Source organism: Sphingomonas sp. LY54 (assembly GCF_035594035.1).
Taxonomy (GTDB): Bacteria; Pseudomonadota; Alphaproteobacteria; order Sphingomonadales; family Sphingomonadaceae; genus Allosphingosinicella.
The window spans coordinates 2879404-2903506 of the sequence record NZ_CP141588.1 but is presented as its reverse complement, the minus strand read 5'-3'; the positions used below and the strand labels follow the sequence as shown (position 1 = coordinate 2903506).

General features: G+C 66.8%; 22 protein-coding genes and 1 pseudogene. 8 read left to right on the top strand and 15 right to left on the bottom strand.

What is annotated here, in order from left to right:
• Position 1: 1 nt before the first annotated feature.
• The gene (locus tag SH591_RS14395) at positions 2 to 913 is read right to left on the bottom strand and encodes a hypothetical protein (RefSeq protein WP_324749692.1); all 912 of its coding nucleotides are present in this window, start codon (positions 911 to 913) and stop codon (positions 2 to 4) included.
• A 45-nt stretch (positions 914 to 958) separates the two neighbouring features.
• Positions 959 to 1309 carry an ArsC family reductase gene (locus SH591_RS14390; RefSeq protein ID WP_324749691.1) on the bottom strand — a complete coding sequence of 117 codons (351 nt, stop codon included), beginning with the start codon at positions 1307 to 1309 and terminating at the stop codon, positions 959 to 961.
• A gap of 242 nt (positions 1310 to 1551) precedes the next feature.
• Between SH591_RS14390 and SH591_RS14385 the strand changes: the two genes are divergently transcribed.
• Positions 1552 to 2601, top strand: a complete 1050-nt coding sequence (locus SH591_RS14385) for a right-handed parallel beta-helix repeat-containing protein (protein WP_324749690.1) — start codon at positions 1552 to 1554, stop codon at positions 2599 to 2601.
• A gap of 226 nt (positions 2602 to 2827) precedes the next feature.
• Here the strand turns inward: SH591_RS14385 and guaA are convergent, their stop codons facing one another.
• Together guaA and SH591_RS14375 are read right to left on the bottom strand one after the other, a co-directional pair.
• Positions 2828 to 4387, bottom strand: a complete 1560-nt coding sequence (gene guaA, locus SH591_RS14380; RefSeq protein WP_324749689.1) for a glutamine-hydrolyzing GMP synthase — start codon at positions 4385 to 4387, stop codon at positions 2828 to 2830.
• A 182-nt stretch (positions 4388 to 4569) separates the two neighbouring features.
• A complete protein-coding gene (locus SH591_RS14375; RefSeq protein WP_322832911.1) occupies positions 4570 to 5094 on the bottom strand; it encodes a hypothetical protein in 525 nt (174 codons plus the stop codon).
• Between the two features lie 266 nt (positions 5095 to 5360).
• Here SH591_RS14375 and SH591_RS16310 point away from each other — a divergent pair.
• Positions 5361 to 5478: pseudogene (locus tag SH591_RS16310) on the top strand (methyl-accepting chemotaxis protein); the annotation flags it as partial.
• Between the two features lie 861 nt (positions 5479 to 6339).
• Here the strand turns inward: SH591_RS16310 and SH591_RS14365 are convergent.
• From SH591_RS14365 to SH591_RS14355, 3 genes are all read right to left on the bottom strand, one after another.
• Positions 6340 to 6720, bottom strand: coding sequence for a DUF423 domain-containing protein (locus tag SH591_RS14365; protein WP_324749688.1), 381 nt, complete (start codon positions 6718 to 6720; stop codon positions 6340 to 6342).
• A 116-nt stretch (positions 6721 to 6836) separates the two neighbouring features.
• Positions 6837 to 7106: a GlsB/YeaQ/YmgE family stress response membrane protein gene (locus SH591_RS14360; protein ID WP_322832908.1), complete on the bottom strand. Its 270-nt coding sequence runs from the start codon at positions 7104 to 7106 to the stop codon at positions 6837 to 6839.
• A 161-nt stretch (positions 7107 to 7267) separates the two neighbouring features.
• Entirely contained in the window at positions 7268 to 7747 is a 480-nt protein-coding gene (locus SH591_RS14355; protein WP_324749687.1) for a hypothetical protein, read from the bottom strand.
• A gap of 130 nt (positions 7748 to 7877) precedes the next feature.
• Between SH591_RS14355 and SH591_RS14350 the strand changes: the two genes are divergently transcribed.
• The 3 genes from SH591_RS14350 (at position 7878) to SH591_RS14340 (ending at position 11495) form a co-directional block, all read left to right on the top strand.
• Positions 7878 to 8261: a hypothetical protein gene (locus SH591_RS14350; protein WP_324749686.1), complete on the top strand. Its 384-nt coding sequence runs from the start codon at positions 7878 to 7880 to the stop codon at positions 8259 to 8261.
• Positions 8262 to 8387: 126 nt separating this feature from the next.
• On the top strand, positions 8388 to 8546 hold the full coding sequence (locus SH591_RS14345) for a helix-turn-helix domain-containing protein (protein ID WP_322832905.1): 159 nt from the start codon (positions 8388 to 8390) through the stop codon (positions 8544 to 8546).
• Positions 8547 to 8648: 102 nt separating this feature from the next.
• A complete protein-coding gene (locus tag SH591_RS14340) occupies positions 8649 to 11495 on the top strand; it encodes a TonB-dependent receptor (RefSeq protein ID WP_324749685.1) in 2847 nt (948 codons plus the stop codon).
• Positions 11496 to 11531: 36 nt separating this feature from the next.
• Here SH591_RS14340 and SH591_RS14335 read toward each other — a convergent pair whose 3' ends face one another.
• From SH591_RS14335 to SH591_RS14315, 5 genes are all read right to left on the bottom strand, one after another.
• Positions 11532 to 13685: a prolyl oligopeptidase family serine peptidase gene (locus SH591_RS14335; RefSeq protein ID WP_324749684.1), complete on the bottom strand. Its 2154-nt coding sequence runs from the start codon at positions 13683 to 13685 to the stop codon at positions 11532 to 11534.
• A 112-nt stretch (positions 13686 to 13797) separates the two neighbouring features.
• Entirely contained in the window at positions 13798 to 14400 is a 603-nt protein-coding gene (locus SH591_RS14330) for a peptidylprolyl isomerase (protein ID WP_324749683.1), read from the bottom strand.
• A gap of 174 nt (positions 14401 to 14574) precedes the next feature.
• Positions 14575 to 15870, bottom strand: coding sequence for an amidohydrolase family protein (locus tag SH591_RS14325; protein WP_324749682.1), 1296 nt, complete (start codon positions 15868 to 15870; stop codon positions 14575 to 14577).
• Entirely contained in the window at positions 15867 to 17261 is a 1395-nt protein-coding gene (locus tag SH591_RS14320; protein WP_416385190.1) for an amidohydrolase, read from the bottom strand. Before SH591_RS14320 ends, SH591_RS14325 begins: the two co-directional genes overlap by 4 nt.
• On the bottom strand, positions 17262 to 19172 hold the full coding sequence (locus SH591_RS14315; RefSeq protein WP_322832900.1) for a peptide MFS transporter: 1911 nt from the start codon (positions 19170 to 19172) through the stop codon (positions 17262 to 17264).
• Between the two features lie 134 nt (positions 19173 to 19306).
• Between SH591_RS14315 and SH591_RS14310 the strand changes: the two genes are divergently transcribed.
• Positions 19307 to 19891 (top strand): nitroreductase family protein, encoded by a 585-nt coding sequence (locus tag SH591_RS14310; RefSeq protein ID WP_324751396.1) that lies wholly within the window; start codon positions 19307 to 19309, stop codon positions 19889 to 19891.
• Between the two features lie 57 nt (positions 19892 to 19948).
• Positions 19949 to 20296 (top strand): GntR family transcriptional regulator, encoded by a 348-nt coding sequence (locus tag SH591_RS14305; RefSeq protein ID WP_322832899.1) that lies wholly within the window; start codon positions 19949 to 19951, stop codon positions 20294 to 20296.
• Positions 20297 to 20306: 10 nt separating this feature from the next.
• Here the strand turns inward: SH591_RS14305 and SH591_RS14300 are convergent, their stop codons facing one another.
• Entirely contained in the window at positions 20307 to 22031 is a 1725-nt protein-coding gene (locus tag SH591_RS14300; RefSeq protein ID WP_324749681.1) for an acyl-CoA dehydrogenase, read from the bottom strand.
• 51 nt (positions 22032 to 22082) lie between these two features.
• On the opposite strand from SH591_RS14300, the gene SH591_RS14295 reads away from it, so the two are divergent.
• On the top strand, positions 22083 to 23018 hold the full coding sequence (locus SH591_RS14295; protein WP_324749680.1) for an L-threonylcarbamoyladenylate synthase: 936 nt from the start codon (positions 22083 to 22085) through the stop codon (positions 23016 to 23018).
• Here SH591_RS14295 and gloA read toward each other — a convergent pair.
• Positions 23015 to 23521 (bottom strand): lactoylglutathione lyase, encoded by a 507-nt coding sequence (gene gloA / locus SH591_RS14290; RefSeq protein WP_324749679.1) that lies wholly within the window; start codon positions 23519 to 23521, stop codon positions 23015 to 23017. The two genes, SH591_RS14295 and gloA, sit on opposite strands and share 4 nt — an antisense overlap.
• A complete protein-coding gene (gene msrA / locus SH591_RS14285; RefSeq protein WP_322832895.1) occupies positions 23521 to 24069 on the bottom strand; it encodes a peptide-methionine (S)-S-oxide reductase MsrA in 549 nt (182 codons plus the stop codon). The genes gloA and msrA overlap by 1 nt, the downstream gene beginning before the upstream one ends.
• Positions 24070 to 24103: the final 34 nt, after the last annotated feature.

Below are 24103 nucleotides of genomic sequence, written 5' to 3'. Positions count from 1 at the left end.
CTCAATCGCGCAGCACATGGTGCTCGAGCATTCCGGCCTGCTGCTGGAACACGTCATAGCCCCAGGTGCGCGACGCCGAATAGACCTCCGCGTGGGCGAGCAGCGCGGTGCATTGGCGGAAATGGCGCTCCACAAGCCGCATCGGCGCAAGATAGAGTCCGCGATAGGTCTGGGCCATCACCTCGGCCATCGCGGCCTGGCCGCTGAGCCGCCGGATCTCGCCCGCCCGGTCCTCGGCGCGCGAGAGCACATAAAGGCGGCGGAACGGGATCGGCCGCGCCTGCATTGCCCCCCGCAAGGGCACATGATATTTGTCCATTCCCTCGATGGCCTGATCGAGCGTGCTGCTGTCGTGGCCGAACTCGCTCGCCGCATCGCCCCAGAGCTTGACCCGCGGCAGTCCGGGCCAGGCGAGCGGGCGGCCGGCCTCGTCGAACTCGATCACGCAGACATCGTCGCACAAAACCTCGAAACCGGTATGGGCGAAATGGGCGGCGAGCGTTGATTTGCCGGCGCCCGACGGCCCGGCAAAGGCAACCGCGGCGCCGTCGGCGACGATCGCATTGGCGTGCAGCGGAAGCAGGCCGCGCTGGTGGCACAGGATGCCGAGCGCCGAGCCGAGCAGGAACAGCCGCAAGTTGCGTTCCGACCCGACCTCCATCGGATCGACGACGACCTCATGCCCGCCACGGATCAGGTAGCGGGCGGTATTCGCGACCGTCAGCATCACGGCATCGTCTGCGATCTGGAGCCCGTAAGGCGCCGGGCGTCCCCCGGGCAGCGTTTCGGGAAGCGCGCCGAGCCGCACCTCGACGATCGGGCGGACATCATTTTCGGCTTCCGCTGGATGGAGTTCGCCGAGCGAGATTTCCGATCGCAGGCGGAAATTGAAGCAGGAGTAGAGCCGGTCCATCCGGCCTTCTTGTGTCACCTTTGGCGCAGGACGCCAAGCGCGCGATCAGCCGCGGAACGCCTCGCGGTAGAGGTCAGGCTTGAATCCCACCACGCGCCGGTCGCCAAGGTCGAGCACCGGCCGCTTGATCATCGACGGCTGGGCCAGCATCAGCGCCACGGCCTTGTCGGTATCGAGGCCGGTCTTGTCGGCATCAGGCAGCTTGCGAAAGGTCGAGCCGGCGCGGTTGAGCAACGTCTCCCAGCCATGCTCCGCGCACCATCCGCGCAGCCGCGCCTCGTCGATCCCCGCTTTCTTGTAGTCATGGAAGGCGTAATCGACGCCCGCGTCGTCCAGCCACGTGCGGGCCTTCTTAACGGTGTCGCAATTGGGGATGCCGTACAGGGTAATCGTCATGGCCTGCTCCTGCCGCCCTGCCAACACAAGGTCAACTTTATAGATAGCCCCCGCGGTGGAGCGAGTAGACCTGCCTCCTATTCCATTTCATTTGTGCCATTCCAGGGATCTAGGCACACATCGCGCAGCCAATTCTCTATATCTAAGGGTAGGCGTATTCTCCTAAGCCGGAAATTGACGCGACAAAGTGAAAACGCTCGAATCGAATTGCACCCGTAGTCGGATCAATTTGCACGTGCACGATGACAATTGAAGGTTTACTGTGCGACGCTCTGGCGCAGGGCCTTGCGCCGGCCATTTTGGGGATCAACGACATGATCAGGATCAGCGGGAAATATGCCTTGTTTGGCTTGGCTGTAGCCACCTCTGGAATGGGCATCTCACCGGCCTATGCCCAAGCGACTCGCACATGGGTTTCAGGCGTCGGCGACGATGTTAACCCGTGCAGCCGGACGGCCCCGTGCAAGACCTTCGCCGGGGCGATTAGCAAGACCGCAGCGGGCGGCGAGATCAACTGCCTCGACCCGGGCGGCTACGGCACGCTGACCATCACCAAGTCGATTATTGTCGATTGCACGGGTACGTTCGGCAGCACGCTCAACTCGGGCGGGATCAACGGGTTCGTGATCAATGATTCCCTGTCGGCCACGCCCGGCCAAGCCGAGGTCCGCCTGCGCGGCCTCTCGATCAACGGCGCCGGCACCACACCTGGGTTGAACGGCATCCGCTTCATTTCCGGGAAACGCCTGGTCGTCGAGGATGTCTTCATCCAGAATCAGAAGAGCGGCTTCGGCATCTCGATTGTGCCGTCCGCCAACAGTGCGACCGTGACGGTTATCAACACGACGATCACCAACAGCGGCAACGGCGCGGTCGGCGGCGGCATCGACGCACGCCCGACCGGAACCGGGACGGCGCGGGTCAACCTGCAGAACGTCCGGCTCGTGGAGAATGCCAACATCGCGCTTCGTGTCGATTCCACGGCCACGACCGGTGCGGCGGGCGTGTCCGTGTTCGTCGATGATTCCGATATCTCCGGCGCCAGCCGGGGTATCGACGTCGCCTCCACGAACGGAGCCGTATCTGCAGTGTTCATGATGGTCACGAACAGTACCATCTTCAACAATTCGAGCTTTGGTATCCTGGCGAATGGCAACAAGACGAGAATGCGCGTTGGAAACTCGGTGATCACCGCAAACGGCAACGGCGTCACCCCGAGTACCGGCGCGATCGTCAACGATGTTGGCGGCAACATCAACTTGGGCAACGCCACCGACGGCTCGTTCAACTGATCCAGCCCCGGCCCTGCCCCGGGGGATCCCGGAGCAGGGACGGGCTATGTCCGCTTCAGGGCACGTGTGTAGTCACGCACGGTAAGGTCGACATCGCGCGAGTCCTCGCGACCTGAGAGTCGATCACCGTGCACAGAGCGCACGGTACGGACCATGCTCGTCTCTGGGTTGATGCGATCGGTAGAGCGGAGGGCGCGCGCGTGGTTGCTGAGTACAGCGCCCTCCCTCACTCCCACTCGATCGTGCCGGGCGGCTTCGACGTGTAGTCGTAGACGACGCGGTTGATGCCCTTCACTTCGTTGATGATGCGCGTCGCGCAGCGGCTGAGGAAGGCGGCGTCGAACGGATAGATGTCGGCGGTCATGCCGTCGGTCGAGGTGACCGCGCGCAGCGCGCAGACGCTATCGTAGGTGCGACCGTCGCCCATCACGCCGACCGTCTTCACCGGCAGCAGCACCGCGAAGGCCTGCCAGATCGCGTCGTACAGGCCAGCGTTGCGGATTTCCTCGAGATAGACGAGGTCGGCCTTGCGCAGGATGTCGCAGCGCTCCTTGGTCACCTCGCCGGGGATACGGATGGCGAGGCCAGGCCCCGGGAACGGGTGACGGCCGACGAACGCCTCGGGCAGGCCGAGTTCGCGGCCGAGCTCGCGCACCTCGTCCTTGAAGAGCTCGCGCAGCGGCTCGACCAGCTTCATGTTCATCCGCTCGGGCAGGCCGCCGACATTGTGGTGGCTCTTGATCGTCACCGACGGGCCGCCGGTGAAGCTGACGCTTTCGATCACGTCCGGATAGAGCGTGCCCTGGGCGAGGAAATCGGCACCGCCGATCTTCTTCGCTTCCTCCTCGAACACTTCGATGAAGGTCTTGCCAATGAACTTACGCTTCTTCTCGGGATCGGTCTCGCCCTTGAGGCCGCCGAGGAACAGCGCCTCGGCGTCGACGTGGACGAGCGGGATCTTGTAGTGATGGCGGAACAGCGTGACGACCTGCTCGGCCTCGTTGGCGCGCATCAGGCCGTGATCGACGAACACGCAGGTAAGCTGGTCGCCGATCGCCTCGTGGATCAGCACCGCTGCGACCGCGGAATCGACGCCGCCCGAAAGGCCGCAAATCACCTTGCCGTCGCCAACCTGAGCGCGGATTTCCTCGATCTTGGTCTGGCGGAACTCAGCCATCGTCCAGTCGCCGGCCAGGCCGCAGACGTGGCGCACGAAGTTGGAGATGAGCTTGGCGCCGTCGGGCGTGTGGACGACCTCGGGGTGGAACTGGACGCCGTAGAAGCGGCGGGCCTCGTCCGCGGTGGCCGCGAACGGCGCGCCGTCCGACTGGGCGACGATCTTGAAGCCCGGCGGGATCGACTCGACCTTGTCGCCGTGGCTCATCCAGACCTGATGCTTCTCGCCGTTCGCCCACAGGCCGTCGAACAAAGCGCACTGGTCCTTGATCTCGATGAAGGCGCGGCCGAACTCGGCATGGTCGCCGTTGACGACCTTGCCGCCAAGCTGCTCGGTCATCAGCTGCTGGCCGTAGCAAATGCCGAGCATCGGCACGCCGGCCTCGAACAATTCAGCGGGCGCCCGCGGGCTGTCGGCGGTGGTGACCGAGGCGGGGCCGCCGGAAAGGATGATGCCCTTGGGCTTGATCCGCTCGAAGCCCTCCAGCGCGCTGCTGAACGGAATGATCTCGCTATAGACGCCGGCCTCGCGCACCCTGCGCGCGATGAGCTGGGTCACCTGGCTTCCGAAATCGACGATGAGGATGGAATCGCTGGGCTGGACAGTCATGGCGGGGCGATAGTCAGAGGGCCGCTGCCTGTAAAGACGAGCGATAGTTAGGCGACTGCCAAACTGTCTTGATCCGGAGGCGGCGTTCACGGTCGCTGCGGGGCTTGTGGAGGCCGCCTGACGAAAGAGGCGCGCGCCGGATCGCTCCGGCGCGCTTCTCATTGTCGATGCGATGGGCGGCTTTAGTAGCGGCGGTCGACGTCGAAGTCGGTGACCCGGCCGTTCGAACGGGCTGTGCAGCTGAAGCTCAGCTGGCTGCCGCGGTCGTAGCGGTCGTAGCCATAGTCGCGGCTGGAGCGATTGTCGTAGCCACGATTGTAGGCATAGTCGCCGCCCTGGATGACGCCGCGGACGCGATAGCTGTTGCTGCCCCGGCGGTCGACGTCGGTGATGCTGACCCGGCCACGCCCATAACGGTCGGCCTGGTAGCCGCAGGCGTTTATGGCAGCGCGTTCGCCGCCGCCATAATTGTTATAGCCGTAGCCACCGTAGCCGTAATCGCGGTCGTAGCGATTGCCGCTATTGCCGATCGCCGAAGCGATGGCGGCGATGCCGCCGACGATCGCCACGCCGGTGATCACGTCGCCGACATCGATGCCGCGGTCACGGTCGCGGTAGCGATATTGCGCTTCGGCCGGGGCGGCCGCGGAAACCGTCATCACTGCAGCCGCAGCGGCGCCGGTGAGCAATTTCGAAATCTTTTTCATGGCAAACCTCCTCAAGGCCCGCAAATCATTGGGCTTGCAGGGTTTCTACGGGATCAGCCATGATACGATGCTGAACCGGATTGTCGGCTTTCGTTCAGGAAACGGGATCGTCCGGCCGAGCGCCGCGGCGCTGGTTAACCCCCCTTTAGTTTATTGTGCCTAGCACGCTGCCTTTCAGGGGGGAGGACAAGGCAGATATGCCGAGACGCATCAAGGCGCTGCTCGATCAGCTCGAGAGTGAGGTCGGCCGTTTCGCGGAGGCCAATGAGCAGATCGCAAAGCAGACCAATTTCCTGGCCCTCAACGCCACGATCGAGGCGGCGCGCTCCGGCGAGGCCGGCCGCGGCTTTGCCGTCGTCGCGCAGGAAGTGAAGGCGCTGGCCGGACAGGCGCGCGGCGCCTCCACCGATTTCCGTAAGCTGGTGATCGACCGGATCAAGACGGGTGCCGCGATTGCGGACAGTCTGGTCGAAGATATCGAGGGCAGCCGCCTTTCCGATTTCGCCTTCGCCACCGTCACCGCCTTCGCCCGCAACGTCTACGCCCGCAGCGGCGACATCCGCATCCTCGCCACCGACGCGGCCATCCTCGCCGCGGTGCGCTCGCCCGAAGATCCGGCGCTCGTCACCCGCGCCGAAGACCGGCTGCGCGCGGCGATGCGCTTTTCGCCCCATTATGTGAATTCCATGATCGCCACCCGGGCCGGCCGCGTCATCGGATCGGCCGACCCGCGCAGCGCCATCCTCGGCCTCGATCTCAGCGCCGAGCCCCAGTTCAACAATGTGATCGAAAGCCGCTCGGTGGACGATTGGTTCACCGACGCGGTGTGGGAAAACCCCTATGCCGGCGGGCGCCGCGTATTGATCTTCGCCTGCGGCATTCGCGCGCTCGAGAATGACGGCCGCCCGGCCGAGGGCTGCCTCTATCTCGAATATGATTGGGACCGGAACGCGGCCGACAAGCTGGAGACTTTGCTCTCCGGCGCGGACAAGGACCTGCGCGCAGCCACGATCCGCATCATGGAGCATGGCGGCCGCATCGTCGCCTCGACCGCTCCCGGCGAATTCGGCAAGCATTATGCACTCCCCGAAGGGCGCAGCGCGCGCGGCACGATCTCCTATTCGGACCGGGTCGTCGCCTTCGCCGATGCCGACGACCGCGGCGGCCGCAATTCGCTCAATCTCACCTGCGTCGTCGAGCACAAGTTCGCGACGATCCCGCAGGCCAGCGCCGCCTGAGCCGCAATCAGGCGCGCGGGCCGCGCCACGCGCTCCAGGCGACGGTCGCCCAGCCGGCGATCATCAGCATGCCGCCCAGCGGCGTCACCATGCCGAGCCAGCGCGCGCCGGTCAGCGCCATCAGGTAGAGCGACCCCGAAAAGACCAGAGTGCCGATTGCGAGCAAGGCGGCGGCGCGGCCCATCCGCGGCCACGGCGCCGCGGCCAGCGCCACCAGCCCGATGGCATGCCACATGTGCCATTGCACCGCCGTCTCCCACCAGCCGAGCGCGGCCGGATCGAGCATGTCCCGAAGGCCGTGCGCGCCGAACGCACCAAAGGCGACGCCAAGCGCTGCGAGAAGGCTGCCGGTGAGGAGGATGCGGCGCTGTTCAGGGAAGTCGGTCATCGGGGCGGCTTAAGCGCGCCGGGCCGCGGCCACAACAGCCGGACCGATCAGCGTCGGACAACAAAAAAGCCCCGACCGTTTCCGGCCGGGGCTCTTCTGGTGATGCTGTGATCCGTTTAGCGGACGGCGCCGCGACGGAACAGGTTGACGATCGCGAGCAGGATGACGGCGCCCAGGAAGGCGACCAACAGCGAACGCAGGTCAAGCGCGCCGCTCATGATGTTGCCGCCACCAAGCAGCGGCCCGAGCAGGACCGCGCCGAGCAGCGAGCCGATGATGCCCACTACGATGTTGAGGAAGATACCCTGCTGGGCGTCGGTGCGCATGACGATGCTCGCCAGCCAGCCGATAATGCCACCAATGATAAGCGCTAAGATGAGACCCATGGCGTTACTCCTCTGATCTGTTGCGGCCGAGCGTTTCGGTCGCGGCCTGATCATCAAGACGCATCGAGCCGGGAATTTGTTCCTGTGCCGGGGACGAAATGATCGGCGGCCCCGCGTCCTTCCCGCGGGCTATACTGGAGCGTTGCGCGGCGGGCGCGCCCTCAACTGGCGCGGCTGAAGGCGAGCGATCGGACCTGCCTGCGCCGCGGCGGCGGCATGTCGCATGCCTTGAAGTAAAGATGCGAAAGGAAGAGCACCAAAGAGGCGGTGTGGCAGAGATTGTCGAGCCGCTCGACATACCAGATGCTGAGCGGCAGCAGGCCGAGCAGGATGTGGCGGAATACCGATTCCCCCATGCGGGCCGTCTGCCGGCCGAGCGAGGAGCCCGCCTGGCGATAGGCTGCGCGGCGGACGCCGCCCATGAATGCCAGCCAGATGAAAGCGGCGAGCAGATCGGCGAAGATGGCGTCGTTCAGCCCCTTACCGGCAATCGTCAGCGCGACGCCGGCGAGATAGAAGGCTACGGTGCCGTTGAGGCACTCGATCGACAGGCGCCACTGATCAAGGCCAAAACGATGGCTGACCCAGCCGGCGACCGGCGAATAGACCTTCTCGATAATGCGGGTGTCGACGGGACTCATGATGGTTAATTTACCCACGGTGTTGCAGCGCACAATACAGAAAAAACCCCGACCCGCGGCTCCCCCCTGTGCAGCCTCGAAGCATAGCTTCCATGCGTTTCCAACCGATTAGCGCCGAAGGAACCCGAACATGCGGCTGCTCCCACTGCTCATCCTGCTCTCCGCCTGCGCCGGCGCAGACCCGCGCTCTTCGAGCGACACGGACGCGCTGGCGCTTGAGCTTTCAACCCGGACCGCCGGACCGGCGCAGGACTGCCTGCCGCCGGGGCGGACGCCGGGGCCCGACATCGTCGATGCGCGCACCATCGTCTATCGCGAACGCGACACTTTGTGGGTGAACCGCCTCGACGGCCCCTGCCCCGGGCTCAGTCGCCATTCCACTTTGGCGGTGGAGCCGCTGGCCGGACAGATCTGCCGCGGCACCCGCATCAGGGCGATTGACCCGGGCAGCAGCATGAGCGGGCCGACATGCGTGCTGCGCGCCTTCACACCCTATCGGGAGGCCGCGCAATGACGCGCAGCGCTCTTCCAACTGCCCGGAAATCCGACTAGTCTTGCCGCCGCGCTCCTTGTCCCGGGTTTCCTTATAGTGTCCGATCCTCGTCTAGCTCTCATGTCTCCGGAAGAGCTGAAACGGGCGATGACGAAGCTGGGCCTCAAGACGCAGAGCGACCTCGCAAATGCGATCGGCGTCAGCCGCTCGTCGGTCAGCCTGTGGCTGGACGGCAAGATCGGCGTGCCGCGACCGGTGGCGATGCTGATCCGCATGCTGGTGGCCGCGCAGCGCCGCGTCTACTGAGGCGCGTTCCGGCGATTTTCCGCCGGATACATCCAATACAAGCGGCGTTCAGGTGCAGTGCTCCAACAGACGCCGTTTCAGTTGCGTAAGGGTCTTTCATACATGTCGCGCCTTCCCCTCGCCCTCATCCTGCTCGCCGGCACCTCGCTCACTCCCGCCTTCGCGCAAGAAGTGACGCCCGTTGCCGAGGAGCCCGCCCAAGCGGTCGACGCCCCCGCGGAGCAGGCAGCAGCCGAGCAGGAAGCGGCCGAAGAAGACGAATATCTGGACGAAGAAGAAGGCGGCGAGCCGATCGTCGTCACCGGCCAGCGCGAGCGCGGCGCGGTGCTCGGCGACATCAAGCCGGATCTCCAGCTCGATCGCCGCGACATCCGCGCCTACGGCGCGAGCAACCTTGCCGAACTGCTGGACGCGCTGGCGCCCCAAACGGCGAGCGGCCGCGGCCGCGGCGGCGGCCGTCCGGTCGTCTTGCTCAACGGACGGCGCATCTCCGGCTTTTCCGAAATCCGCAACCTGCCGCCCGAGGCGATCAGCCGGGTCGACATCATGCCCGAGGAAGTCGCGCTGAAATACGGCTATCCGGCCGACCAGCGCGTCGTGAACTTCGTGCTGCGGCCGCGCTTCCGCGCCGTCACCGCCGAGGTCGAGGGCGGCATGGCGACTGGCGGCGGGCGCCAGAGCTACGAGGCCGACCTCAACATCCTGCGCATCACCAACAACGGCCGCTGGAACATCGATGCCGAGTTCGAGCGCGACACGGCCCTTTTCGAGAGCGAACGCGACCTCATTCAGTCGCCGCCGTCGCGTCCGTTCGACCTCGTCGGCAACATCGCCGGCACGCCGCTTGGCAGCGAGATCGACCCCGCCCTGAGCGCCGCGCTCGGCCAGCTCGTCACCGTCGCGGGCGTACCGGTCTCGGCCGCGGGGGGCGCCCCAGCGCTGAGCGCTTTCTCGGCGACCCCCAACGTCACCGACGACGGCCGCTTCCGCACTTTGCTGCCGGAGACCGACGCCTTCTCGGTGGCCGGGACGATCAACCGCACGATCTTCGGAGACGTCAACGCGACGCTCAACGCCCGCTACGAGCAGACGCTGAGCAAGAGCCGCTTCGGCCTCCCCTCGGGCGTACTGACGATCGGTGCCGACAACCCGTTCTCGCCGTTCGGTACCGACGTCGCGCTGTATCGCTTCGTCGAGGGACCGCGTCCGCTCACCCGTGAATCCGACAGCCGCACCGCCCACGTCGGCGCCGCGCTGAACGGCGACTTCCTGCCCTGGCGCTGGTCGTTCACAGCCAATTACGACCGCGTGCGCAACCTCGTCCACACCGACACCAATCTCGATTTCACGGGCGTGCAGGAGCGGATCGACGCCGACGATCCGGCGCTGAACCCGTTCGGCCCCTTCCCCGGCCTGGGCTTTGGGCCACGCGACCGCTCGCGCTCGGTCAACGAATCCGCCAATGCCGAGTTCGTAACCAACGGCCCGATCGCGGACCTACCGGCCGGCGACATCACCGCCAGCCTCAAACTCGGCGGTGAATTGCGCGGCTTCGACAGCGAGACGATGCGCGGCGGCTTCGAGCAAATCCGCGACCTTTCCCGCAACCGCGTCAACGGCCAGGCCAGCTTCGACATCCCGATCGCGCGGCGCAACCGCGACGTCCTCGCGGCGATCGGCGATCTCTCCGCCAACGCCAACTTCGCGGTCGACCACCTCTCCGATTTCGGCACGCTCAAGACCTACGGCTTCGGCTTGAACTGGTCGCCGGTCCGCGCGCTGCGCGTCATCGCCTCCTTCACGCAGGAAGAAGGCGCGCCGGGCATCCAGCAACTCGGCGACCCGGTATCGGTGGTCCCCAACGTCCGCGTGTTCGATTTCACGCGCGGCGAGACGGTCGACGTCAACCGTATCGAGGGCGGCAATCCGGACCTGCTCGCCGACAATCGCCGGGTGATGAAGCTCGGCTTCAACCTGCGCCCGTTCAGCGAGACCGACCTCACCCTCAACGCCGACTATAACCGCAGCCGCATCCGCAATCCGATCGCCGGTTTCCCGACCGCGACGCCGGAGATCGAGGCCGCGTTTCCCGAGCGCTTCGTGCGCGGCGGCGACGGCCGCCTGCTCCAGATCGACAGCCGCCCGGTCAACTTTGCCCGCTCCGACCGCGAGGAGATTCGGTGGGGCATCAACTTCTCCAAGCCGATCGCGTCACGTGGCGGCGGCGGTGGTGGCTTCGGAGGCGGCCGCGGCGGCTGGCGCCAGCGCGGCGAAGCCGGCGCCGGAGCATCCCCGGCCGGGCAGGTGCCGCCGCAGGGAACCCCTCCCGCGGATGGCCAGACTCCGCCGGCGACTCCGCCCGAGCGTGCTGCCGCGGCCCCCGGCGAAGGCCGGGCCGGGCCGGGCGGTCCGGGCGGCGGTCGCGGATTCGGGGGTCGCGGCGGCCAGGGCCAGGGCGGTCGCCTGCAATTCTCGCTCTACCATACGTGGCGGCTGCAGGATCAAATCCTGATCCGCGACGGCGTGCCCGAGCTCGACCTGCTCAACGGCTCCGCCACCGGCAATCGCGGCGGACAATCCGAACATCTGATCGAGGCGCAGGCGGGCATTTCGAAGAACGGCTTCGGCGCCCGTCTCAGCGCCAACTGGCAGAGCGGGACGAGCGTGTTCGACGATCCGGGCGCCGGCGCTTCGGCGGGCGCGCTGCGCTTCTCGGACTTCACGACGCTCAACCTGCGGCTGTTCGCCGATCTCGGCCAGCAGCGCAGCCTGGTGCGCGAATATCCCTGGCTGCGCGGCACCCGCGTCACCCTGCGGGTCAACAATCTGCTCGACAGCCGCCTGCAGGTCCGGGACGAGACGGGAGCGACCCCATTGAGCTACCAGCCGGCCTATCTCGACCCGCTGGGCCGCTCGGTCAGCCTCAGCATCCGCAAATTGTTCTTCTGACCAAAAAAAGGGGCGCCTCGCGGCGCCCCTTTCTGCTTAGTCGGCCACCGTCATGCCGGTGTGATGGGCGATGAAGGCCCACATGTCGGCATATTCCTCGATGATCTTGTCGGTCGGCTTGCCCGAGCCGTGGCCGGCGCGGGTCTCGATCCGGATCAAATGCGGCTTGTCGCCGGCCCGGGCCGCCTGCAGCGCCGCCGTATATTTGAAGCTGTGGCCCGGCACAACGCGGTCGTCGGTGTCCGCCGTCGTCACCAGCACCGCCGGATAGTCCGCGCCCGATTTGATGTTGTGGTAGGGCGAATAGCGCACGAGCGTCTTGAAATCGGCTTCCTCCGAGGGATAGCCGTAATCGTCGACCCAATAGCGCCCCGCCGTCCAGCGGTCGAAGCGCAGCATGTCCATCACGCCCACCGCCGGCAAGGCTGCCGCGAACAGGTCCGGACGCTGGTTGACGACTGCGCCGACGAGGAGGCCGCCGTTGGAGCCGCCCTGGATGGCAAGCTTGTCTTTGGTGGTGACGCCCTGCGCGATCAGATCCTCGCCCGCGGCGATGAAATCGTCGAACACGTTCTGCTTGTTCTGCAGGCGACCGGCATCGTGCCAGGCCTTGCCGTACTCCCCGCCGCCGCGGATGTTGGCGACAGCGAGCACGCCGCCCTGGTCGATCCAGGCGAGACGCGTCGGCGAGAAGCCCGGCAGCATCGGCACGTTGAACCCGCCATAAGCGTAGAGCAGGGTCGGCGCCGGGCCGGTCAGGCCCTTCTTCCTGACCAGGAACATCGGCACCTTGGTGCCGTCCTTCGACGTGTAGAAACGCTGGCTGACCTCATAAGCGGCTGGATCGAACGCGACCTTGGGCTGGGCCCAGGGCGTCGCTTGGCCGGTGGCCGCATCGTAGCGGTAGATGGCGGTCGGCGTCGCGAAGCTGGTGAAGGAGAAGAAGGTCTCCGGATCGCCGGCCTTGCCGTTGAAGCCGCCGGCCGAGCCGATGCCCGGGAGCGCGATCGTCCCCTTGGGCTTGCCGTCAAGCGTGTAGCGGCGCACCTCGGTCTTGGCGTCGACCATGTAGGAGGCGATCAAGGTGTTGCCGACGATCGAGACGCCGTCGAGCGTGGCCGCGTCCTCGGCGATGATCTCGACCGGCTGCGGATTGGCCTGGGCGACGTCGAGCGTGACGACGCGCAGCTTTGGTGCGTCCTTGTTGGTCGCCCAGAAGAACTTCGTCCCCTGGTTGCCGACATAGGACCAATTGTTCTCGAGCTTGTCGATCAAGGTCCGCGGCTTGGCGCCGGGCTTGGTCAGATCGATGAGGTTGATCGCATAGCGGTCGTCGGTGCCCTCGCTGGTGGTGACCACCAGCCATTTGCCGTCGTCGCTGACCTGCGGCCAGTGGCCGCGGCGCGGATGCTCGGGCGTCTCGTAGACCAATCGGTCGGCCGACTGCAGCGTGCCCAGCTTGTGGAAATAGATCTTGCTGTTCTCGTTGACCGACTGGAACTTCTGGTCCTCCGGCACCGCGGGGAAGCGCGAATAGAAGAAGCCCGAGCCGTCCTTGGCCCAGTCGACGCCGCTATTCTTGATCCACTCGAGCGTGTCGCCGGTGTCCTGGCCGGTGCGGGTGTCGAGCACCTTGACCGTGCGCCAGTCCGAGCCGCCGTCCTGGATCGCATAAGCGATGTAGCGGCCGTCCTCGGACGGCGCCCAGCTGGCGAGCGCGGTCGCGCCGTCCTTCGACCAGCCGTTCGGGTCGAGCAGCATCCGGCCCTCGCCGCCGAGCTGGTCGCGGACGAAGAGCACCGACTGGTTCTGGAGGCCGTCGTTGCGGGTGTAGAAATAGCGCCCGCCCTTCTTCACCGGCACGCCGAACCGCTCGTAATCGTAGAGCGCCTTCATCCGCTTGGCGAAGATGTCGCGGCCGGGAAGCGTCTCGAGATAGGCGCTGGTGACCCGGTTCTGCGCCGTCACCCAGTCGCGGACCTTCTGGTCGACGCGGACGTCGCCCTCGAGCCAGCGATAGGGATCGGCGACATCGACGCCGAACTGCTTCTCGACGACGTCCTGCCTGGCGGTGGCGGGATAGGCGATCCGGGCGGGAGCGGAAACCTGGGTGGCGGCGGGCGCGGCCTGGACGGCCTGGGTACCGGAAAGGGTCACGAGCGGGAGGAGAAGCAATTGCACATAGCGCATCAGATGGGCGGCCTTCGGACGATTTGAAAGGAGGCGGAGGCTAGGCCGCACTCCATCCACCTGTCTATATCGGAAGTTAGCCGTAGCGACCGGCCGAGGAATGAGCGCTGGGTCAGCCCCGAACGCGCCGCGCGCTGACGATGCGGACCGGCTTCACGATATGCTGGCCCATCGTATTGTGGGATCGACCGCCCGGATAGGTCGGCGCGGCCAGGATCTTGCGGATCACGTCCATCCCCTGGACCACGCGTCCGAACGCGGCATAGCCGGCGTAGCCGGGGCGAGCGTCGAGATAGCGGGCCGTCCCGACGGTCACGAAGAAGTCGCCCATCGCGGTCCCGGGCGCGTTGCGCGCCATCGAGACGGTGCCGTCGAGGTGGCGAAGGCCGGTGCGGTCGGTCGGCTCGTGCGCGATCGGCACCCGCGCCCGCACGACCTTGTGGTTGATGCCGCCCTGGACGAGGCCGAAACGCCCATCCTTCTTGTTGCGCGCGGCGCGGTAGAAGGTGGTGCCGTCGAACCTCTTCTCCTCGGCGTAGCGCAGGAAATTGCGGGCGGTGATCGGCGCGCGCTTCAGGTCGACCTCGATCACGATCGGCCCCGCCGTGGTTTCCAGCCGGACCCGGGCCGAAGCGGCGCGCTCGGCGGCATAGCCGGGAGCGGACACGAACAGGACGGCCAAGGCCGCCAAAGCGACGCACACGAGACGAATCATGCCCTTCGAGTAGCGAAGCGCGCGCGAACGAAAAAGCCCGGCGAAACACTCCGCCGGGCTTTCTGATTTTCACCCATCGTCGTCATTGCGAGCGGAGCGAAGCAATCCAGACGGGCTCCGCGCCGCTGGATTGCTTCGTCGCTTGCGCTCCTCGCAATGACGGTGCCCGATGCGCTAGCGCTCGAACGCCTTGGGCAGGTCCTTCTCGCCCGGGGTCAGATAGCGGTCGCGCAGCTTGGTCTGGCGGTTTTCCAGCGGCTGCTGGACGCCGTCGATCAGCATCGTCACCGGCGCCGAATCGAGCTCGAGCGGGTCGCCGTCCCAGATCACGACGTCGGCGCGGCGGCCGGCGCGAAGCGAACCGAAGTCGTTGCCCAGACCCATCACCTCGGCCGGCGCCGATGTTACCGCGGCAAGCGCCTCGCCCCAGCTGATTCCGGCCGCGCCGGGCACCTTCTGCAATGCGACGAGATTGCCCGCCGACTGCTTGGTGTTGCGAGGCTGGCCGCCGAGCTCGCCGATCGCGACCTTGACGCCGGCGGCCTTGAGGCGACCGTAATTGGACTGCGTCGCGCCCAGCGCCTCGAAGGCATAAGGCAGATCGGTCAGCGCCGGCGTCAGCACCGGCACGCCGGCCGCGGCGATCTTGTCCGCCACCAGCCAGCCCTCGCTGGCGCCGACCAGGATCAGCTTCAGGCTCGGGAATTCCTTGCGGAGGTCCAGCACCTGCAGGATGTCGCTGGCGCGCTCGACATGGACCGCGAGCGGCATCCGCCCCTCGACGACCGGCACCAGGGCCGCCGCGTCGAGCCGCATCAGCAAAGCATCGCTGTCCCGCCCGCCATAAGCGGAAGGGTTGCGCGCATAATCGCGCGCCTCGAGCATCGCATTGCGGAAGAAGACGAAGGTCGCGGCGCGGCTTCCGCCGGCCTTGCGCGCACCCGCCTCGCCCAATTCGACGAACTGGAACGCGCGTGGCTTGAAGACCGCATCGACGTCGTTGCCCATGTCGACCAGGGCGCCCTGGCCGGCAAAGATGTCGTTGCCGGCGTCTGGGGCGACGATCGCGCGCGTGACGCCGCGGCTGCGCGTGATCGCCAGTGCCGAGACGGCCGCATTGACCGCAGGCGCGACATCGATCGCCGCCGAGAAAGGCGACTGGTTCGCAACGCTGTCGTTGGCGTCGCCAACGCCCTCGACCTCGGTGAGGCCGAGGTTGGTCCAGCCGGCGACGAGGCCCGGCGTGACCCAGCGGCCCTGCGCATCGATGCGCTGCGCGTCGGCGGGGACGGTGACGCCCGCGCCTGCGGACACGATGCGGCCGTTGCGGATGAGGACGGTGCCGTTGTCGACCGGCGCGGAGCCGTCGCCGATGGCGACCTTGCCGTTGACGATGGCGACGGTCTGAGCGGCGGCAGGAGCGGCGGTGAGCGCGGTCGCGGCCGCGAGCAGGGTCAGGAGGCGCTTCACTTCACGTCTCCTTCGCCGGGCTGGCCGAGCTCGAAGTCGGTCACGGGGCGCCTCTTCGGATCGTTGGCGTCGTACATCAGGGCGCCGTCGATCCACACGCGCTCGGGGCGGGTGTAGACGCTGAACGGATCGCCGTTCCACAAGACGACGTCGGCCATCTTGCCGGGCTTCAAGCTACCGGTCTGGTCGGCGATGCCGAGCGCCTTGGCCGGATTGTAGCTGAGCCACGTCCAGGCGATTTCGGGCGCGATGTCGATGCCGATGCGCTTGCCGTCGCCCATCGCCTTGGCGGCTTCCTGATTGAGACGCTGGATGCCGTTCGCATCGTCCGAATGGACGATGGCGCACGCGCCGGCATTGTGAACGAGCGGGATATTCTCGTTGATCGCGTCATAGGCTTCCATCTTGAAGCCCCACCAGTCGGCCCACATCGCCGAGCAGGCGCCCGCGTCGCGCAGTTTGTCGGCGATCTTGTAGGCCTCCACCGCGTGGTGGAAGGCGGTAACCTTGTAGCCGAACTCCTTGGCCATATCGAGGACGAAGGCCATTTCGTCGGCACGGTAGCAATGGTTATGGACCAGGATCTTGCCGTCGAGCACGTCGACCAAAGTCTCCATGGCGAGGTCGCGTGCCGTGTTCGGGTCCTTGGCGACCTTGCGCTTATAGTCCTGCGCCTTGAGCCAGGTCTGGCGGTTGACCGCCATATTGCCCATGCGGGTCTGCGGCATCTGGTTACGGCTGCCGTAGACGCGCTTGGGATTCTCGCCGCAGGCCATCTTGAGCCCGTGCGGAGCGCCTGGGAATTTCATGCCCTGGACGGTGCGCGCCGGCACGTTCTTGAGTGTTACCGAGCGGCCGCCGAACAGATTGGCCGAGCCGGGCAGGATCTGCAGCGCGGTGACGCCGCCATTGGTGAGCGCGCGGGTGAAACCCGGATCCTGCGGCCAGACGGAATGCTCGGCCCAGACCTCGGGACGGACTGGGCCGGTCACCTCGTTGCCGTCGCTGTGCGCGTCGACGCCCGGGCTGGCGTAATCGCCGAGGTGGCTGTGGGCATCGATGATGCCCGGCGTCACCCACTTGCCGGCCGCGTCGTAGCGGGTCGCGCCGGCCGGGATCGGCGTGTCGGCGCCGCCGATCGCCTGCACCTTGCCGTCGGCGAGGATGACGGTGCCATTGTCGATCCGTTTGCCCTCGCCGTCGAGGACGGTCGCGCCGGTGATCGCCGTCAGCACGCCCGGAAAGGCGCGATAGGTCGATTCATAGACCGGCGAGGCCGGCTCCGCCGACGCGCGGGGCGTCGACGAAGCGGTCTCGGGTCGGTCGTTGGCACTGGTACAAGCGGAAAGCAGAGCGAGGCCGGCGACGCCGGCGAGCCAAGTCTTGTTCAATTATTCGCCCTTCGTGCCTTCGGGGTCATTGGCGCGGCCGAGCGGGTCGCGCCCTGCCTTCATCTCGTTGCCGGTGCGGGTACCGGCGGCTTCACGCTCCACGAGCTGCGCCTCGCCGGCCATGACGTCATGGCCATAGCCAACGCCTTCCTGCGCGTCCTTGCCGAGCGTCTCCAGGTGCATGCCCCGCTTCAGCCACGGCGACAACACCATCAGGACGACGCCGATCGCGACCGCAGTCCAGCCGATCGTGCCGAACACGCCCGCATAGGTGGCGAGCTGCGCCGCCGGATCGATGACGACGCCGCCGATGGTCGCGCCCGACGTCGCCTGCGCGACGAGGCCGGCCAAAGTGTGCGCCAGTGCCGAGGAGAGGAACCACACGCCCATCATCAGGCCGACGATGCGCGGCACCGACAGCTTGGTGATCATGCTGAGTCCCACGGGCGACAGGCAAATCTCGCCGGTCGTGTGGAGCAGATAGGCCAGGAACAGCCAGATCAGCGGCACGCGGAAATCGGGACCGGCGAAATATTCGATGCCGATCACGAGCACGAGGAAGCCGAGACCGGCCTGGACCAGGCCGAGGCCGAACTTCAGCGGCGTCGAGGGTTCGAGGCCACGCTTGCCGAGCCAGCCCCACATCGCGGCGAAGATGGGCGCGAGCAGGACGATCAGGCCCGGGTTGAAGAAGTTGGTCTGGGCCGCCGTCATCCGGAGGTCGCCGGCGATGGTGAGATCGCTGTTACGATCGGCGTAGAGCGTCATCGAGCTGCCGGCCTGTTCGAACAGGGTCCAGAACAGCACCGAGAAGATGATCAGCACGAGCGCGACGATCATGCGCGAGCGCTCGGCGCCCTTCAGCGCCACCCACGACCAGATCAGCATCGCCGCGAAGATCAAGGGCGCACCGATGGTGAGCATCAGCGTCACGATTTCGTGGCGCTGCACCAGCCACCAGGCCGGGAGCAGCATCAGGAAGCCGGCGACGTAGATCGTCCATTCGATGTTGAGGCCGACCGCGCTCTTCTTCTTGAGAACCTCGGGACGCAGCGGCTCCGCTTTGCCCATCAGGAACTTCTGGCCCCACAGGAAGGTGAGCAGGCCGGCGAGCATGCCGAAGCCGGCCAGGCCGAAGCCGTATTTCCAGCCATATTTGATGCCGAGATAGCCGCAGCCCAAAGTCGCGAGGACCGAGCCGAGGTTGATGCCCATGTAGAAGATCGTGAAGCCGCGGTCGCGACGGGGGTCATCGGGGGCATAAAGCGCGCCGACGATGGTCGAGATGTTGGCCTTGAGGAAGCCGACGCCGACGATGATCAGCGACAGCGACAGGAACAGGATCTGGACGTAGATCGGCTCCTGCACCGACCGGGTCGTGAACCCGCCGGTCGGCACGGTCGCCGGCAGGCCGACGGCAGCACCATTCTCGACGAGCATGCCTTCGGACGAGAAAGTCATCTTCGACTGCGCCTGGCCGTCGACGGACTTGATGAAGAGGTTGCGGTCGTCGCCGCGGCCATCGGTCACCACCTCATAGCTGGAGGCGCCGACGTCGACATATTGCTTCGATCCCGCCCCTTCGAACGCCATGCCGAAATGGCCCAGCACCAGCAAAACGGCGCCGATGGTAACGGCCTTGCGCGAACCGAGATATTTGTCGGCGATCAGACCGCCGAGCACCGGCGCCAGATAGACGAGCGAGGCATAGGCTGCGTAGAGGCCCTGCGCCTCGGTGTCGCTGAACAGGAAATGCTGCGTCAGATACAGGACGAGCAGGGCTCGCATGCCATAGAAGGAAAAGCGCTCCCACATTTCGGCGAAGAAGAGCACGGCCAGACCCTTGGGGTGGCCGAAAAAGCTTCGATCGTCTGAGGGAGCGTGCCGGTCGGGATAGGTCACGGTGGCCATCGGCGCGCTGACTCCAATACAGTTTAGGGCCGCCATAAAGGGAGGGCAGCCTCGATGGGCGGGCAGACTAACGCGTGGAACGCCGTTGTGAAGCGGATTGTTGCCGAGACGTGACGCTGCTAGCGGACTTGGCGATGTTCAACGACCGATCCTCCACCCTGTCGCTGCTGCGCACGCGCCGCTCGGCGCGACCGCGCGACCTCGTCGCGCCGGGCCCCGACGACGCCCAGCTCCGGCAGATTTTCGAAGCGGCGATGCGCGTGCCCGATCACGGCAAGCTCGCGCCGTGGCGCTTCGTCCACGTGTCCAAGGCCCAGCGCGGCGCCTTTCGCGACCTGCTGGAGCGCGCCTATCGGGAGGAGCATCCGACCCCCGGCCGGCTCGAACTCGAGGCGATCGACAAGTTCGCACACCAGGCGCCGACCCTCGTCGTCGCTCTTTTCGTCCCGGTCGTGCCGAGCAAGATCCCGCTCTGGGAGCAAGAACTGTCTGCCGGCGCAGCGTTGATGAACCTGCTGCTCGCCACGCACGCCTTGGGCTTTGCCGGCGGCTGGGTGACCGGCTGGGCCGCCAATTCCGCGACCGTCGCCCGCGCCTTCGGCCCCGAGGGTGCGCGGATCGCCGGCTTCGTCTTCATCGGTACGCCGGGTGCGGAGCTGGAGGAACGGCCGCGGCCGGACTATGACAAGATCGCCTCGGACTGGGTTCCGCACGACTGATCGCGGCCCGGGCTTTAGGCCTTGACCCCCTCGCTGTATTAGAACAGTATAGCGCCGATGAGCAACGACGACCGGCCGGTATATCTCCGCCTCCGCGATACGATCGCGGCCACCATTCTTGACGGCTCTGTCGGCGACGGCGACGCGCTCCCGTCGGTCCGCAGCCTCGCCGCCGAGCATGGCGCCAATCCGCTCACCGTCGCCAAGGCCTATCAGACCTTCCAGGACGAGGGGCTGATCGTGGTGAAGCGCGGCGTCGGCATGTTCGTCGCCGAGGGCGCGACCGCCAAGCTCCGCGCCAGCGCCCGCAAGGAATTCCTCGAGCATCGCTGGCCGAGCATCGCCGCCCATATCCGCCGCCTCGACCTCGACGTCGAGGATCTGGTCGAGCGCGCCCTCGCCTGAGCGAAACGGCTCAGGCCGCGAAGGCGTCTTCCGATATCGAGTAAAGCAGGTCGGCCGGAGCCATGGCCGCCGCTTTGAGGCCCTCCGCCTCCGGCACCATCTGGTCGAGGTAGAAACGCGCGGCTGCGCGCTTCATCGCCAGGAACGAGGGATCGCCCTCCCCGTCCAGCGCCGCATCGTGCTGGCGCGCCATCAGCCAGCCGGCGACCGCAACCGACAGCATCGTCAGGAACGGGTAGGAAGCGGCCATGCGGTCGTCGGCGTTTGCCGCGGCCAGATGCGCTCCCACCTGCTCACAGGCATCGACCAATGCCATCAGCGGCGCTTCCCCGGCAGCCTCGGCGCGGATGTCAGCGAACAAGCGGGCGAGCACGGCGCCGCCCTCGAGCCCGATCTTGCGCCCGACCAGGTCCGCGGCCTGGATGCCGTTGGTGCCCTCGTAGATCGGGGCGATGCGGATATCGCGCAGATGCTGCGCCGCGCCGGTCTCTTCGATGAAGCCCATGCCGCCATGGACCTGGATGCCGAGGCTCGCCACTTCGACCCCGACATCGGTGCCATAGGCCTTGACCAGAGGCGTCAGCAAATCGGCGCGCGCGCCGGCAGCGGCGTCGCCGAGATGGCGCCGGTCGGTCTGCCCGGCGGCATAATAAGCAAGCGCGCGGGAGGCCTGGGTGAGCGCCTTCATGCGCATCAGCATGCGCCGCACGTCGGGATGCTCGACGATCCGCACCGGATCGCGCCCCGCCCCGGCGCGCGCCGACTGGACGCGCTCACGGGCGTATGCGACCGCCTGCTGGGTCGCCGCCTCGGCGATCGAGACGCCCTGCAGGCCGACGTTGAGGCGGGCATTGTTCATCATCGTGAACATGCCGCGCATGCCGCCATTCTCGGCGCCGACCAGATAGCCGACGCATTGGTCGTGGTCGCCATAGGCCATGACGCAGGTCGGCGAGGCGTGGATGCCGAGCTTGTGCTCGATCGAAACGCAGCGCAGGTCGTTGCGCGGGCCGATCGCGCCGTCCGCGCCGACCAGGAATTTCGGCACGAGGAAGAGCGAGATGCCCTTCGTGCCCGCGGGCGCGTCGGGCGTGCGGGCCAGGACGAGATGGACGATATTCTCGGCGAGGTTATGCTCGCCATAAGTGATGAAGATCTTCTGGCCCTTGATCCTGTAGGTGCCGTCGGGCTGCGGCTCGGCCCGGGTCTTGAGCGCGCCGACATCGGAGCCGGCCTGCGGCTCGGTGAGGTTCATCGTCGCCGGCCATTCGCCGGAAACGATTTTCGGCAGCCATTTTGCGACCAGTTCCGGCGACCCGTGGGCGGGCAGCGCTTCGACCGCGCCGGCCGAGAGCATCGCCACCAGCGAGAAGCCCATGTTGGCGCTGCCCAGATCCTCGAGCACGACGGCGGCGAGGGTCAGCGGAAGCCCCTGCCCGCCATGTTCGATGGGGGCCGCCAGCGAGCCCCAGCCGGCTTCGACATAAGCGCGGTAGGCCTCTTTGAACCCGTCCGGCATCGTCACGCCTTCGGGCGACCATTGCGCGCCGACCTGATCGCCGATCCGGTTGAGCGGCGCGAATTCGCCCGCGGCGAAGGCGCCGATCCCCTCCAGGATCGCGTCGACGAGGTCGGGCGTGGCGTCGGCGAACGCGTTGTGGCCGGCCAGTTCGTCGATGCCGACGACGTGGCGGAGGAGAAAGCGCTGCTCGGCGACGGGCGGGGTGTAGGTCAAGGATCGGGTTCCAGTCTTGCGTGGCGGTAGCGGCGGCTATAGCGCGGCCCCATGAGCTCGCCAAACGCGCCTTTGGATACCCTAATCCGGCCCTACGGCAAGGCCGCGATCGCCGAAGCCGCGGCGCTCATCCGCGACGGTCAGCCGGTCGCGATCCCGACTGAGACGGTCTATGGCCTCGCCGCCGACGCCACCAATGGCAAGGCCGTCGCGCGCATCTACGCGGCCAAGGGGCGGCCGAGCTTCAATCCGCTGATCGTCCATGTGCCGTCGCTCGCCGAGGCCGAGACGATCGCCCTCTTCGACGAGACGGCGCGCAGGCTGGCCGAGCGCCATTGGCCGGGTCCGCTGACGCTGGTCGTGCCGCTGCGCCCGGACAGCGGCATTGCGACGCTGGTCACGGCGGGGCTGCCGACGATCGCGCTGCGCGTGCCGGCCCACCCGGCGATGCGCGACCTGCTCGCCGCCGTCGGCGGTCCCCTCGCCGCCCCGTCCGCCAATGCCAGCGGCGGGATTAGTCCCACGCGCGCCGAGCACGTCATGTCCAGCCTGGCGGGGCGCATCTCCCTCATCATCAATGGGGGCGCGACCGGTCACGGCCTGGAAAGCACGATCCTGGCGGTCACCGATGGCCGGGTGCGGCTGCTGCGCCCGGGACCGATCACGGAAGTTTCCGCGATTGGTGGTGAGACTGGCGGGATCGAGGCGCCGGGCCAGATGGCCAGCCATTACGCGCCGTCCAAGCCGCTCCGCCTCGAGGCCGAAACGGCCGCGCCTGGCGAATGGCTGATCGGCTTCGGCGCCATCGCCGGCGACAGCAATCTGAGCGAGTCCGGCGATCTCACCGAGGCGGCGGCGAAGCTGTTCGCATTGCTCCACGAGGCCGATGCCCAACCAAACGCCGCGATCGCGGTCGCCCCTGTTCCCGAAAACGGCCTCGGCGTGGCGATCAACGACCGTCTCCGCCGCGCCGCCGCGCCCCGCTAAGCGGCGGCGACGAGCGGGGCCATTCCCGCGGGCGACAGGATCTCGATCCAATAGCCGTCAGGATCCCGGATGAAGGCGATGCCCTTCATCTTGCCATCCTCCGGCCGCTTCACGAACGGCACGCCCAGTCGATCGAAGCGCGCGCAGGCCGCCTCGACATCGGGCACGCTGATGCCGAGATGGCCGAAGCCGCGCGGCTCCTCGTTGCCATTATGGTAGCCCGCGAAGGCCGCATCGCTCTCGGTGCCCCAATTGTGGGTGAGCTCGAGCGTCGTCTCGCGGGTGAAGATGTAGCGCGCCCGCTCGGCCGGGTCTTCCGGGACGGTTTCGCCATCCTTCAGATAGGCCAGGAAGTAGAGCGAGAAGCGCATCTCCTCGAAATCGAGCCGCTGGAGCAGGCTCATGCCGAGGACGTCGCGATAGAAAGCGACAGACGCCTCCGGATCGCGGACGCGCAGCATCGTCTGGTTGAGCGTGAAGCCCTCCGTCGCAGCGTCACGCATTACTGGGCGGCTTCCTGCCGCTTCAGCCGCGCCGCGAAGCTCTTGCGGAACTTCTGGAGCTTGGGCGCGACCACGGCCACGCAATAGCTGTTGTTGGCGCCCTCGCGCTCGAAATATTCCTGGTGGTAATCCTCGGCCGGCCACCAGTCGGAAAGCGGCTCGATCCGCGTGACGAGCGGCTGGTCCCAATCCTGCTGGGCGCGCTCGAGCGCTGACCGGGCGGCGGCCTCCTGCTCCGCATCGTGGGGGAAGATCGCCGAGCGATATTGGGTGCCGATGTCGTTGCCCTGGCGATTGAGCTGGGTCGGATCGTGGGTCGCGAAATAGATGTCGAGGACGTCGTCATAAGCGATGATCTCCGGATCGAAGGTGATCCGCACCGCCTCGGCATGGCCGGTGTCGCCGCCGCAGACCTGCTTGTAGGTCGGGTTCGGGACGGTGCCGCCGATATAGCCGCTCTCGACGCTGGAAACGCCGATCACGTCGTCGAAGATCGCTTCGGTGCACCAGAAGCACCCGCCCGCCAAAGTCGCCTGCTGTTCGGCCATGTCGTCCTCGCTTGGATTGGTTCGCGTCCCACAT

Bases quoted from the DNA above. Each gene is read 5' to 3' on its own strand.
- SH591_RS14395 (WP_324749692.1), bottom strand. From the start codon at position 913: ATGGACCGGCTCTACTCCTGCTTCAATTTCCGCCTGCGATCGGAAATC.
- SH591_RS14390 (WP_324749691.1), bottom strand. From the start codon at position 1,309: ATGACGATTACCCTGTACGGCATCCCCAATTGCGACACCGTTAAGAAG.
- SH591_RS14385 (WP_324749690.1), top strand. From the start codon at position 1,552: ATGACAATTGAAGGTTTACTGTGCGACGCTCTGGCGCAGGGCCTTGCG.
- guaA (WP_324749689.1), bottom strand. From the start codon at position 4,387: ATGACTGTCCAGCCCAGCGATTCCATCCTCATCGTCGATTTCGGAAGC.
- SH591_RS14375 (WP_322832911.1), bottom strand. From the start codon at position 5,094: ATGAAAAAGATTTCGAAATTGCTCACCGGCGCCGCTGCGGCTGCAGTG.
- SH591_RS14365 (WP_324749688.1), bottom strand. From the start codon at position 6,720: ATGACCGACTTCCCTGAACAGCGCCGCATCCTCCTCACCGGCAGCCTT.
- SH591_RS14360 (WP_322832908.1), bottom strand. From the start codon at position 7,106: ATGGGTCTCATCTTAGCGCTTATCATTGGTGGCATTATCGGCTGGCTG.
- SH591_RS14355 (WP_324749687.1), bottom strand. From the start codon at position 7,747: ATGAGTCCCGTCGACACCCGCATTATCGAGAAGGTCTATTCGCCGGTC.
- SH591_RS14350 (WP_324749686.1), top strand. From the start codon at position 7,878: ATGCGGCTGCTCCCACTGCTCATCCTGCTCTCCGCCTGCGCCGGCGCA.
- SH591_RS14345 (WP_322832905.1), top strand. From the start codon at position 8,388: ATGACGAAGCTGGGCCTCAAGACGCAGAGCGACCTCGCAAATGCGATC.
- SH591_RS14340 (WP_324749685.1), top strand. From the start codon at position 8,649: ATGTCGCGCCTTCCCCTCGCCCTCATCCTGCTCGCCGGCACCTCGCTC.
- SH591_RS14335 (WP_324749684.1), bottom strand. From the start codon at position 13,685: ATGCGCTATGTGCAATTGCTTCTCCTCCCGCTCGTGACCCTTTCCGGT.
- SH591_RS14330 (WP_324749683.1), bottom strand. From the start codon at position 14,400: ATGATTCGTCTCGTGTGCGTCGCTTTGGCGGCCTTGGCCGTCCTGTTC.
- SH591_RS14315 (WP_322832900.1), bottom strand. From the start codon at position 19,172: ATGGCCACCGTGACCTATCCCGACCGGCACGCTCCCTCAGACGATCGA.
- SH591_RS14310 (WP_324751396.1), top strand. From the start codon at position 19,307: ATGTTCAACGACCGATCCTCCACCCTGTCGCTGCTGCGCACGCGCCGC.
- SH591_RS14305 (WP_322832899.1), top strand. From the start codon at position 19,949: ATGAGCAACGACGACCGGCCGGTATATCTCCGCCTCCGCGATACGATC.
- SH591_RS14295 (WP_324749680.1), top strand. From the start codon at position 22,083: ATGAGCTCGCCAAACGCGCCTTTGGATACCCTAATCCGGCCCTACGGC.
- gloA (WP_324749679.1), bottom strand. From the start codon at position 23,521: ATGCGTGACGCTGCGACGGAGGGCTTCACGCTCAACCAGACGATGCTG.
- msrA (WP_322832895.1), bottom strand. From the start codon at position 24,069: ATGGCCGAACAGCAGGCGACTTTGGCGGGCGGGTGCTTCTGGTGCACC.